This is a genomic window from Lichenibacterium ramalinae, from assembly GCF_004137085.1.
Taxonomy (GTDB): Bacteria; Pseudomonadota; Alphaproteobacteria; order Rhizobiales; family Beijerinckiaceae; genus Lichenihabitans; species Lichenihabitans ramalinae.
Genome location: NZ_QYBC01000009.1, coordinates 214,070 through 226,019, shown reverse-complemented (window position 1 = coordinate 226,019; position 11,950 = coordinate 214,070). Strand labels below are relative to the sequence as shown.

10 protein-coding genes are annotated in these 11,950 nt (G+C 73.2%); 1 reads left to right on the top strand and 9 read right to left on the bottom strand.

The genetic code is table 11. The features are described 5' to 3' along the window. Positions 1–380: 380 nt before the first annotated feature. From D3272_RS28190 to D3272_RS12695, 7 genes are all read right to left on the bottom strand, one after another. A complete protein-coding gene (locus D3272_RS28190) occupies positions 381–512 on the bottom strand; it encodes a hypothetical protein (RefSeq protein WP_281010891.1) in 132 nt (43 codons plus the stop codon). Between the two features lie 88 nt (positions 513–600). Beyond that, positions 601–3,009, bottom strand: coding sequence for a GcvT family protein (locus tag D3272_RS12720; RefSeq protein WP_129219548.1), 2,409 nt, complete (start codon positions 3,007–3,009; stop codon positions 601–603). Positions 3,010–3,106: 97 nt separating this feature from the next. After that, the gene (locus D3272_RS12715) at positions 3,107–4,114 is read right to left on the bottom strand and encodes a LysR substrate-binding domain-containing protein (protein WP_129219547.1); all 1,008 of its coding nucleotides are present in this window, start codon (positions 4,112–4,114) and stop codon (positions 3,107–3,109) included. Between the two features lie 5 nt (positions 4,115–4,119). Next, positions 4,120–5,241 carry a mandelate racemase/muconate lactonizing enzyme family protein gene (locus D3272_RS12710; protein WP_129219546.1) on the bottom strand — a complete coding sequence of 374 codons (1,122 nt, stop codon included), beginning with the start codon at positions 5,239–5,241 and terminating at the stop codon, positions 4,120–4,122. 23 nt (positions 5,242–5,264) lie between these two features. Continuing rightward, positions 5,265–6,803 (bottom strand): aldehyde dehydrogenase family protein, encoded by a 1,539-nt coding sequence (locus D3272_RS12705; protein WP_129219545.1) that lies wholly within the window; start codon positions 6,801–6,803, stop codon positions 5,265–5,267. Positions 6,804–6,820: 17 nt separating this feature from the next. Further along, on the bottom strand, positions 6,821–7,945 hold the full coding sequence (locus tag D3272_RS12700; RefSeq protein WP_165361330.1) for an iron-containing alcohol dehydrogenase: 1,125 nt from the start codon (positions 7,943–7,945) through the stop codon (positions 6,821–6,823). 260 nt (positions 7,946–8,205) lie between these two features. Then, complete coding sequence (locus D3272_RS12695; protein ID WP_129219543.1) at positions 8,206–9,852, bottom strand: ABC1 kinase family protein; 1,647 nt, start codon at positions 9,850–9,852, stop codon at positions 8,206–8,208. A 198-nt stretch (positions 9,853–10,050) separates the two neighbouring features. Between D3272_RS12695 and D3272_RS12690 the strand changes: the two genes are divergently transcribed. Then, positions 10,051–10,623, top strand: a complete 573-nt coding sequence (locus tag D3272_RS12690) for a biotin transporter BioY (protein ID WP_129219542.1) — start codon at positions 10,051–10,053, stop codon at positions 10,621–10,623. Positions 10,624–10,661: 38 nt separating this feature from the next. On the opposite strand, the gene D3272_RS12685 is transcribed toward D3272_RS12690, so the two are convergent. Together D3272_RS12685 and D3272_RS12680 are read right to left on the bottom strand one after the other, a co-directional pair. Further along, positions 10,662–11,183: a hypothetical protein gene (locus D3272_RS12685; protein ID WP_129219541.1), complete on the bottom strand. Its 522-nt coding sequence runs from the start codon at positions 11,181–11,183 to the stop codon at positions 10,662–10,664. Then, positions 11,180–11,923, bottom strand: coding sequence for an archaeosortase/exosortase family protein (locus tag D3272_RS12680; protein ID WP_129219540.1), 744 nt, complete (start codon positions 11,921–11,923; stop codon positions 11,180–11,182). The genes D3272_RS12685 and D3272_RS12680 overlap by 4 nt, the downstream gene beginning before the upstream one ends. Positions 11,924–11,950: the final 27 nt, after the last annotated feature.

The window sequence follows — 11,950 nt, the reverse complement described above, 5'->3', positions numbered from 1 at the left end:
GCCGGGCGATGACCACCAAACCGAAGCTCGGAAGCGTCGAAACCCGCGGGCCGCCTCAGCAGCGCCGCCGTCGATGAGCGGTTTATAGAACCCACCAGCCGAGCCCGTCAACGCCGAAATTCACAAAAGTGCAAAATTCGGAGGCAGCGTTCGGACTCGCCGCCGGTGGGCCGGACTCGGCGGCCAGGGGGCAAGGGAATCACGGGACTCTCCCCCGGCTGCCTCGTCCCCTCATCCGACCCCGCTGCGCGGGGCCACCTTCTCCCGCGGGCGGGAGAAGGGCAGCGCACGACGGGGCCGGCTTCTCCCGCAGGCGGGAGAAGGGCAGCGCACGAAGGAACCACCTTCTCCCGCAGGCGGGAGAAGGGGACATCACGCGGTCAGCCGTTGAGGAAGCAGCGGTGGCCGTAGGGGCCGGGGTGGGTGCCGACGGGGCACGGGCGCGGGCCGGCGCAGCCGCCGATGGACACGCAGGTCAGGGTCAGGGCGATCAGGGCAACACAGAGTTTCATCGTGGCCTCGGGTGTTTCGGTCAAAGGCGTCCCGCCCCGTCCATGGCAGCGAAACCATAACGGAATCGGAATCCCTCCGCCCCCGGGCTCACGACCGCATGCGGGCGCCGGCGGGGTCGAAGGCCGGGCCGTCGAGGCGCCGCGCCCGGCGCCGCTCGCCCATGATCTCGATCTCGAAGCCGTCGACGGCCTCGCAGAGGTGTCGCGGCACGTAGCCGAGCGCCAGCGACAGCCCGACGCCGTGGCCGTAGCCGCCGGAGGTCACGGCCCCGACCACGGCGCCGTCGTGCCAGACCGGCTCGTCGCCGATGGCATCGGCGTCCTCGGCCTCGACGGCGAAGCCGACGAGGCGCAGCGCGCCGCCGCCGGCGTCGCGGGCGGCGAGCGCCGCCTCGCGCCCGACGAACCCCTCGCGCCGCCACTCGACGAACCGGCCGAGGCCCGCCTCGTCGGGGCCGTAGACGGGGCGGAACTCGCGCGCCCAGGTGCCGAAGCCCTTCTCGAGCCGCAGCGCGTCGAGCGCCCGGCCGCCGACGGGCTTGAGGCCCAGCGGCGCGCCGGCGTCGCGCAGCGCCGTGTGGAGGGCGCGCTGGTCGTCGGCGCGGCACCAGATCTCGTAGCCGAGGTCGCCCGTGAAGCTCACCCGGCCCACGCGGGCCCGCACGGGGCCGACCTCCATCTCGGCGAAGCTCATGAACGGGAAGGCCTCGGTGGCGAGGTCCACCGTCACCAGCGCCTGCAACAGGGCGCGGCTCGCCGGGCCGGCGACCGAGAAGCCGACCCATTCGGCGGCGCAGGCGCGCACCGTCACGTCCGGCGTGAGGAAGGCTTCGAACCAGCGCAGGTAATAGGCTTCGGCCGCCAGCGTGCCGACGACTAAGAAGCTGTCGGGGGCGAGGCGCGCCAGGGTGAAGTCGCCGATGAGCTTGCCGCGGTGGTCCAGCATGGGGGCGAGCGCCATGCGGCCGACGGCGGGGATCCGCCCCGCCATCGTGCCGGCCAGGAAGCGCTCGGCGCCCGCGCCCGAGACCTCGAACTTGCCGTAGGAGGAGATCTCGATGAGGCCGACCCCCTCGCGCACGGCCCGGCACTCGGCCCCGACGGCCGCGTGGGCTTCCGAGCGCAGAAAGGTGACGCGCTCCTCCGGCGCGCCGGGCGGCGCGAACCAGAGCGGGACTTCGAGCCCCCCATAGGCACCAAAGCGCGCCCCCTCGGCGGCGAGCCTGTCGTAGACCGGCGTCGTGCGCAGCGGCCGGGCCGCCGGCAACTCCTCGTTGGGGAAGCGGATGCGGAACCGGCGCGAATAGTTCTCGCGCACCTTGGCATTGGTGTAGGCCATGGTGGTCCAGTCGCCGTAGCGGGCGACGTCCATGGCCCAGACGTCGTGGCCGGGATCGCCCTCGACCATCCAGTTGGCGAGCGCCAGGCCGACGCCGCCGCCCTGGCTGAAGCCCGCCATCACGCCGCAGGCGGTCCAGAAGCCGGGCAGACCCTTCACGGGACCGACCAGGGGATTGCCGTCGGGCGTGAAGGTGAAGGGGCCGTTGACGACCTTCTTCAACCCGGCGGTCGCGATGGCGGGGAAATGTTCGAAGCCGACCTCGAGGCTGGCCGAGATGCGGTCGAGGTCGTCGGGCAGCAGGTTCTGGCCGAAGTCCCAGGGGGTGACGCGTTCGGACCAGGGCTTGCCCTCCCGCTCGTAGGTGCCCATCAGCATGCCGCCCCGCTCCTGGCGCATGTAGATCTCGCCCTCGAAGTCGATGCAGTGGAGCTGTTCGGGCTGGCCCACCAGCTCCGGCATGTCCTCGGTGATGAGGTAATGGTGCTCCATGGCGAGCACCGGCAGTTCCAGCCCCACCATGCGGCCGACCTCGCGGGCCCAGAGCCCGCCGGCATTGACGACGTGCTCGGCCACGACCGTGCCCTTCTCGGTGACGACGTCCCAGGCGCCGTCGGGGCGGCGGAGGAGGTCCGTCACGCGGCAATGGCGCTCGATGGCGGCGCCGCGCTTCTGGGCGCATTTGGCGTAGGCGTGGGTGACGCCGTAGGGGTCGACGTGGCCCTCGACGGGGTCGTAGAGCGCGCCCACGAAACGGCGCTCGTCCATCAGCGGGAAGAGGCGCTTGGCTTCGGCGGCCGACAGGAGTTCGAGGTCCATGCCGAGGGTGCGGCCGCGGGCCCGCACCATCTTCAGCCAATCCAGCCGCTCGGGCGTGCCGGCCAGCATGATGCCGCCCGTGAGGTGGAGGCCGCAGCTTTGGCCCGATTCCTCCTCGATCTCGCGATAGAGCTGGATCGTATATTGCTGAAGGCGGCTCAACGTGGCGTCGCCGTTGACGGTGTGGATGCCGCCGGCCGCGTGCCAGGTGGAGCCCGCGGTGAGTTCGGCGCGCTCGATCAGCAGCGTGTCGGTCCAGCCCGCCCTGGCGAGGTGGTAGAGCACGCTGGCGCCGACGACGCCCCCGCCGATGATCACGACCCTGGCCTGCGTCTTCATGGCGGGGCACCTTCCGGAAGAGGGAATGAATGTTCGGGTCGCGCTTCGGCGGGCCTCGGGGCACGCGCCGTCGTCGTCCGCTGCCGCCCGCCGGGCGTCACGGCGCCGCCTCCGCCTCGCCCTCGGACCGGGCCGGCCCGGCGAAGCGCCGGATCAGCCAGGAGCGGAACAGCGCCACGGCCTCGTCGAGGTCCTCGGGCGCCGTCACGAGGTAGTAGCCGTAGCCCGAGGCGAGCCGCGTCTCGAAGGGCGCCACCAGCCGGCCGGCGGCGAGGTCGTCGCGGAACAGCGCCGGATCGACCAGGGCGAGGCCGTCGCCCGCCAGGGCGTATTGCACGGCGAGCTGCGCGGTGTCGAAGACGAGGCCGCCGTCGACCGCGAGGTCGGGCCGCCCCGCCGCCCGCGCCATCGCCCGCCACATGTGGCCGTGCGGCCTGCCGCCGAGGCGCACGTGCAGGATGTCGTGCCGCGCCACGAGGGCGGCGAGGTCGGGCGCCGCGTCGGCCGAGGACGCGCCTTCGACCGATGACGCGCCTGCGCCCGAGGACGCGCCGGCGACGATGGCGGCCGGCGCGCAGACGACGGCGAGGCGCTCCATCCACAGGAGGTCGTTGATGGCGTCCGACACCTTCGGCTCGGAATACGCGACCGCGATGCCGCCCTCCCCCTCGCCGGCGACGCGGGTGCCGATCTCGATGGCGAGTTCGGGATGTTCGGCGCGGAAGTCGCGCAGGATCGGCACGGCGAGCTGCAGCGCGAAGCTCGGCGGCAGCGCCAGCCGCAGCATGCGGCGCGGCGTGCCGCGCTCGGCGATGATCTCGCCCAGCGCCCCGTCGATGCGGTCGAAGCCGCGCGTCACGGCGGGCAGCAGGTGGCGGCCGGCCTCGGTGAGGGCGAGCTGCCCCGGCCGCCGCTCGAACAGCGGCACGCCGAGGAACCGTTCGAGCGCGATGACGTGGCGGCTCACCGCGCTCTGCGCCACCGTGAGGGAGGCGGCGGCGGCCGTGAAGCTGCCGAGCCGGCCCGCCGCCTCGAAGGCCCGCAGGGCGTTGAGCGGCAGCCATTGCCGGTCCATCGCATGCCGGCTGGCGGGGCGCGGCTTCACCGGGGTCAGCCGACGCGGGTGCGGGCGAGGAGGTCCTCGGCGAGCGCGAAGCCGAGGCCCGGCGCCTCGCCGAGGGCGATCTCGCCCCGGCCGTCCACCCGCAGGGGCTCGGCCATGGCGAAGTCGCGCCGCTCGAGGCTCCATTCGGGCGGGTCGAAGGGGAATTCCAGGAAGGGCACTTCCGCGACGCCCGCCACCAGATGGGCATTGGCCAGCACGCCGATGCCGTTGGTCCAGGTGTGGGGCGTGAAGACGAGGTTGTGGGCTTCCGCCATGGCGGCGACGCGGCGCAGCCCCGTGATGCCGCCGACCAGCGCGGCATCGGGTTGGATCACGTCGAGGCAGCCCTCGGCGACGAGGTCGCGGAACTCGTAGAGCTCGCGCGTCATCTCGCCCCCGGCGATCCGCACGTCGAGCGCGTCGCGCAGCCGGCGCATGCCCTCGCGGTCGCCCCGGTGCAGCGGCTCCTCCATCCAGTAGACGCCGAGCCGTTCGAGCTCGCGCCCGACCTGCAGGGCGTCCTTCAGGCTCCAGGACCCGTAGGCGTCCCAGGACATGCGCCAGCCCTGGTTGCAGTCGACCATGAGGTCGAGCTTGGCGCCGACCCGCGCCCGCACGGCTTCCAGCGCCGCGATGTCGGCGCGCCAGTCGCCGCGGTGGAAGCGGATCTTCAGGGCCGGGAAGCCCAGGCCCAGGTAGCGCTCGGCGGCATCGGCGAGTTCGGCCGGGGCGCGCAACGTGCCCGAGGAGGCATAGGCCTTCACGGTGCCGTTCCGCCCGCCGAGCAGGCGCCACACCGGCTGGCCGGTGATCTTGCCGGCGAGGTCCCACAGGGCGAGGTCAAGCGGCCAGGGCCGGCCCCAGTGGAACTGGATGTTGTCGAGGATGCGCCAGTGGCGCTCGATGGCGAGCGCGTCCTGCCCGACGAAGAGGTGCTCGTGGCCGGCGAAGCCCAGCATGGCGTCGCCGGACGCGATGCCGGTGAGGCCCGCATCCGTGTGGACGCGCACGATCGTGGCGTCGAAGGACCGGCGCGGCTGGGTGTCCCAGCTGGCGTTGAAGGGCGGGTCGAGCGGCAGCCGGTGATGGCTGATCTCGATCCCGGCGATCTTCACCTGTCCGGCCATCCGGATCCCCTCCCCCGCGTCGCTCAACGATACGCCGTCCAGACCGTCTTGAGGTCGGTATATTTGTCGACGGCGTGGGGCGAGCGGTCCCGGCCGAAGCCGGATTGCTTGAAGCCGCCGAAGGGCGTGGCGAGCGAGGACCGGTCGAAGCAGTTCACCCAGACGGTGCCGGCCCGGATGGCCGAGCTCAGCCGGTGGGCGGCGTGCATGTCCTCGGTCCAGACCGCGGCGGCGAGGCCGTAGACGGTGCCGTTGGCCATGGCCACCGCCTCGGCCTCGGTGTCGAAGGGCGTCACGGCGAGGACGGGGCCGAAGATCTCCTCCTGGGCGACGCGGTCGCGTTGGCCGACGCCGTCGAGGATGGTGGGGGCGACGTAGAAGCCGCCCGTCTCGGCCAGGGCCCGCCCGCCGCCGCAATGCACGCGGGCCCCCTCGCGCCGCCCGGCCTCGACCAGCGACAGCACCCGCCCCATGTGGGCCTCGTCGATCATGGCGCCCATCCCGGCCGCGGGATCCAGCGGGTGGCCGAGCGGGATCTCGGCGCGCTGCACGGCGGCGATCTTCTCGACCAGCGCCTCCTGGACGGCGCGGTGCACGATGACGCGCGAGCCCGCGTGGCACGTCTCGCCCTGATTGTAGAAGATGCCCCAGGCGATGCCCGAGGCGGCGGCGTCGAGGTCGGCGTCCGGCAGCACCACATGCGGACTCTTGCCGCCGCATTCGAGCGCGACGCGCTTCATGTTGCTGGCGCCCGCATAGCCCATCATCAGCTTGCCGACCTCGGTCGAGCCCGTGAAGCTCACCATGTCGACGTCGCCGTGCAGCGCCAGCGGCCGGCCCGCGGCCTCGCCGAAGCCCGGCAGCACGTTGAGCACGCCGTCCGGCAGGCCCGCCTCGGCGGCGAGGGCCGCGAGGCGGATGGCGGAGAGCGAGGATTGCTCGGCGGGCTTCAGCACGACGGAATTGCCCGCCACCAGCGCGGGGCCAAGCTTCCAGGCCGAGATGATGAGCGGGTAGTTCCACGGCACGATGGCGGCCACGACCCCGAGCGCCTCGCGGCGCACCAGCGCCACGTCCCTGGGGCCGACCGGCGCCACCTCGTCGAACCGCTTGTCGGCGAGTTCCCCGTAATACGCGATGCAGTCGGCCGCGAAGGGCACGTCCACGGCGAGCGAATTGCCGATGACCTTGCCGACGTCGAGCGTTTCGAGCAGCGCCAGCTCCTCGAGGTCGGCGCGGATCAGCTCGGCGAAGCGCAGCATGACGCGCTTGCGCTCGACCGGCGCCCGGTCGCGCCAGCGGCCGTCCTCGAAGGCGCGCCGGGCGGAGGCGACCGCCGCATTCACGTCCGCCTCGGCGCCTTCCGCCACTTCGGCGACGGCGCGGCCGTGGATCGGCGACAGGCGGGCGAAGGCCCGGCCGGAGGCGGCCGAAACGTAGCGCCCGTCGATGAAGGCGCGGCCCTCGATGCGCAGGGACGCGGCACGCGCCTCCCAGCCGGCGCGAGTGGTGGGCCGGGCGGCGGGCAGCGGGGCGGCGGCGGTCGTGGCGGTGGCGGTCATGGCGGCGCTCCGGGCGGTCAGGCGGCGAGGGTGGCGCGAGCGAGGCCCAGGAGTTCGGCGTCGCCGGCCTCGCGCCGGGTGGAGCGCACCATGGGCATGTTCTCGGGCCGAGCCATCTGGGCGGCCAGGGCCTCGGGCGTGACCCCGTCGAAGGCCGGCCCCAGCGTCGGGGCGAGGCCGGCGCGCTGCATCAGCGCCCGGTAGGCGGCGATGAAGCCCTGCGGCGAAGCCTCGGCCCCCATGGCGGCGGCGCAGCGGGCGAAGGCGTCGGGGCTGCCCTCGACCACCCAGGGCAGCGAGGCCAGCATGGCGACGCCGACCGCGCGCCCGTGATGGATGGGCCGCAGCGACGCCAGCGCATGGCCGATCGTGTGGGCGATGGCGGTTCCGGCATTGTCGATGGCGATGCCGGCCAGGGCGGCGGCGCGCTGCAGCGCTTCGCGCGCGGCGAGGTCGCCGGGCGTCCGCACCGCGGTCTCGAGATGGCCGGCGACGAGGCGGATGGCCTCGTGGGCATGGGCGTCGTTGGCCGGGTTGGCGTTGCGGTTGGTGGCGGCCTCGACGGCGTGGACCAGCGCGTCGAGCCCCGTGGCGGCGGTGAGGCCGGCGGGCAGCGACACGGTGAGTTCGGGGTCGAGCACCACCTCGTCGGGCTTGAGCTCCTCGCCCCAGAACCACAGCTTGGCGCCGTCGGTGCCGGACAGGATGGCGGTGCGGGTGGTCTCCGAACCGGTGCCCGACGTCGTCGGCAGCACGATGGTCTTGAGCCGCGCCACCGGCAGCGGCGCGGCGCAGAGGGCGTAACGGGCGGCTGGGGCCTCGGCGCCCGCCACCGCCGCCACGGCCTTGCCGAGGTCGAGGGCCGAGCCGCCCCCGAGCGCGACCAGCAGGGTCGCGCCGACGGACCGCGCGAGGTCGGCCGCGGCGTCGGCCTGGGCCAGGGTGGGGTCGCTCTTGATGTCGGTGAAGGTCACGACGGTGAAGCCGCCCCGGCGCAGGGTGTCGGCCGCTTCCGCGACGAGGCCCAGCGCTTCGAGGCCGGGATCGGCCGCCAGCAGGACGGCGGCGCCCGCCGGCACGAGGCCGGAAGCGAGGTCGGCGAGGCCCTGGCGCGCCCCCGCCCCGACCGTGATGCGTGGCACGCGTGCGAGCTGATAAGACGCCATTCCAACCCCGCCGGAGCCACGAGGCCCGGACGGGCGCTCGAACCGAGCGTCATGGGAGCCGAAGCCGGGGCTTCGCGGCAAGCCGAGAAACGAGATGGCGCCGCCGAAAATTCAGCCGGAGGCGGGGCGGCCGCGCCGCGGCCGACAGCCTGCGCTCCGATCGGCGCCGGGGTCCGCCCGGCGCTCGCGTCCGGCAGAACCCGCGCCTCGGGACGAAAGGCGCGCGGGGACGCGGGTCAACGCGGCGTCGAGCGCTTGCGGCGCAGCAGCAGCATCCATCCGATGCCGATCAGCGCCACCACCACGGTGGCGCTGACGAAGACGCCCTCGCCGAGCGCCAGCAGGCGCGGCGCGATGGTGAGGGTGAAGGCCGCCACCACCATGGCGATGGCGAGGCGGGTGGCGGCGAGCTCGATGCCGTGGATCAGCTGGTCCAGGCCCTTGATCTCGATCTCCACCGTCATCTTGCCCTGCTTCAGCCGCACCAGCAGCAGGTGCACCAGGGCCGGCAGGTCGGACACGGCGGAGAACAGCCCGGCGCCCATGCCGGCGAGCTTCTTCTTGAAGCCGTCGAAGGAGAAGCGCGCCTTCATGTTCTGCTGCACGGTGGGGCCGGCGGCGGTGAAGAGGTCGAACTCGGGGTCGAGTTGGCGCATGACGCCGTCGGCCGATACGAGGCTCTTGAACAGGATGGCGAGGTCGGTCGGCATCGAGAGGTCGTTCTCCCGCGCCATGGTCATGAAGTCGGTCAGCACCATGGCGAGGTTGAGGTTCACCCCCGAATGGCGCTGCACGAAGCCGTGGGCGGCGGCGTCGAGTTTGGCGAGGTCGGGCGCCGTGGAGCCGCTCCAGTCGATCAGCACCGCCATCAGCCCGTCGGCGTTCTGGCCCAACATGGCGCCGATCATCATCAGCAACTGGTCGCGTCGCTTCTGCGACAGGCGCCCGATCATGCCGAAATCGATGAAGCCGATGCGGTTGCCCGACATGGCGAGCAGGTTGCCCGGGTGGGGGTCGGCGTGGAACACGCCCTCGATCAGCGCCATCTGCAGGAAGGCGTCGGTGCCCTTCTGGGCCAGCAGCGGCTTGTCGTAATGGCCGGCGTCGAGGCGGGCATGGTCGGTGAGCGGGATGCCGTGCAGGAACTCCTGCACCAGCACGCGCTCGGTCGTGTGCTCCCAGTGGATCCTGGGGAAGACGATGTCCTCCCGGTCGGCAAAGATGGCGGCCAGCATCTCGCAGTTGCGGGCCTCGTTGATGAGGTCGAGTTCCCCGTTGATGCCCGCCGCGAGGTGGCGCATCTGCTCCTGCGGCTTGTAGCGGGCGATCTCAGGCCATTCGCGCTCGACGATGCGGGCGCCGTTGCTCATGAGGCGCAGGTCGGCCTCGATGATCTTGCGCAGGCCCGGGCGCAGCACCTTGACCACCACCTCCTCGCCGGTCTTGAGGCGCGCCTTGTAGACCTGGGCGATGGACGCGGAGGCGATGGGGTTCTGGTCGAATTCGGCGAAGATCGCGTCGGGCGGCCCGCCGAGGTCCTCCTCGAGCTGGGGGCGGATCTTCTCCCACGACACGGGCGAGACCTGGCTGTGCAGGCGGCCGAGCTCGTCGGTCCATTCGGGCGTGAGCAGGTCGGAGCGGCTCGCCAGGATCTGGCCGAGCTTGATGAAGGTGGGGCCCAGTGCCTCGATGGCGCGGCGGGCGCGCTGGGGCGGCGACAGGCGCGCGACGTTGGGAAACGAGGCGTTGCGGGCCGCCATGCGGGCGATCGCCTGCAGCCCCAGCCGGTCGACGACCTTGTTGAAGCCGAAGCCGATCAGCACGCCGGCGATGACGAAGAGTCGGCGGCGATCGCGCGCGGCCACGAATGCGGTCTTGAACATGCGCTCGGACTAGGCCTCGACTGCGGTCTCGATGTGACGGTCTGCTGCGGCGCAGCACCGTTCCTCGACTCCTATGCGAAGTCGCGGGACCCGGCGATGTTCCCGCCCCCCGTTTTGGGCCGGCGGCCACGGCAGCCCCGGGGTGCCAGGCCACCGCCGGGATGCTATGGCGGCCCGGTCGAAGCCGGAGTCTCCCGCATGCCCTCCCCTGCCCCGCACACGACCGCCATCGTCCGCCTCTGGCCGGAAGCGGCCGGCAACGGCGCCCTGCGCACCTTCGGCCTCGTCGCCGCCGGCAGCGCCGTCCTGGCGCTCGCCGCCCACGTGCAGGTGCCGTTCTGGCCCGTGAAGCTGTCGCTGCAGAGCCTCGTCGTGGTGTTGATCGGCATCACCTACGGCAGCCGGCTCGGCGCCGCCACGCTGCTCGCCTATGTGGCCGAGGGCGCCTTGGGGCTGCCGGTGTTCCAGGGCGGCGCGGGCCCGCTCTACCTGGCCGGCCCCACGGGCGGCTACCTCCTGGGCTACGTCCTGTCCGCGCTGGTGGCGGGCCGGGCCGCCGAGCGCGGCGCCCTCGGCCGCCCCCTGTCCGCCGTCGCCGCCGTGCTGGCGGCCTTCGCCGCCATCACCCTGCCCGGCCTCGCCTGGCTGGCGGTGCTGTTCGGGCCGGAAAAGAGCATCGCCTTCGGCCTGACGCCGTTCCTGTCCGGCGAGGCGCTGAAGATCGGCCTCGTCCTGGCGCTGCTCCCCACGCTGCGACCGCCAGCGCGCTGACGGCGTTTCGCGGCATCTTGCGACGCCTTGCGGCGCCGTCAGGGCGCCGCGACGGCCGCCATCACGCGGCCGAGTTCCGCGTCGGTCCTCGGCGGGCAGTCGCGCGGGACCGCGAAGCGAACGACGTTGTCGGTCGCGAAGGTCGGGGACCGGAGGCGGAAGGATTCCGCGGCGGACCGCACGAGGTGGAGCGCCGTCACGGCGACCCGGTAGGACGCGTCCGGCAGCCGAAAGCCCGCATAGAAGGTGAGGAACCGCATGCCGTCGCCCCGGGCGATGCCGACATCGGGGTCGATCGTGGCGTCGAAGGCCGGCAGGATCACGGTGGCGACGCCCTCAGGGCATGACGCGACGGCGAGCGTCCCGGTGACGATGCCGCCGATCGGCATGGCGGTCCGCGCCACGAGACGCTCGGCCAAGGGATGCGGCAGGGCGAGACGCGGCAGGGCGGAAAGCGGCGAGGCGGACGGCCCGTCCCCGCGCCCGGCCAGGGCCGACCGCGCCGCCAGGCTGCCGACGAGGGTGCAGGCCAGCAGCAACGCGGAAAGGGCGGGCCTCATCGGGCCCGGCCCGCGGCGCCGCGGCAGGCCATCACCGCCGGCACGACCGCGACGACCGCCAGGGCGACGCCGAACACGGAAGCGCCCCAGCCGTCGTGCCACACGTGGTAGTCCTGCGGGGAACGGGCCATGAGCAGGATGCGGAGCGTGTTGGCCAGGACCGTGGCGATCGCCGCGGCGGCGAGCAGCCCGGCGGCGCCGCGCGTCGCCCGGGCATCCGCCAGCCCCAGCGCCGAAGCCCAGACCAGCAGGTCCAGCGACAGGCCGTGCAGCGACGAGCAGCCTTCCAGCACGTAGATGAACCAGCCCTCCGGGCCGTCGATGCGGGTGCCCTGCACGTGCGCCGCCGCCCCGAGAACCCGGGCGGCGAGGCCGACCAGTTCCGATTCGACCGGCATCAGCAGCGGCGCGGCGAGCTTCAGTGCCGCCAGGCCCCACAGCCCATGCCCCGACAGCGCCAGCCAGAGCCAGGCCGAGCGGGCCGTCGCCGGCCCCGGCCGGGACATCAGCACGGCGATGCCCGCCACGGTCAGGGCGAGGTAGCACAGGCGCGGATCCGCCGCGAACCACAGGAGGGAGGCGGCGAGCAGCACCGTCCGGCCGTGCCGGTGGAGTTCTTCCCCCGCCAGGACGGCCGGCCAGGCCAGGGCGCCGCACGCCGTGATGCAGAGCAGGTCCCCCACGTCGAGCCCGGCCGAGGCCGGGGTCGCCACCACCTGGGCGAGTGTCCCCAGCGGCATGGCGAGGAGGATGGCGCCGTTCCAGCC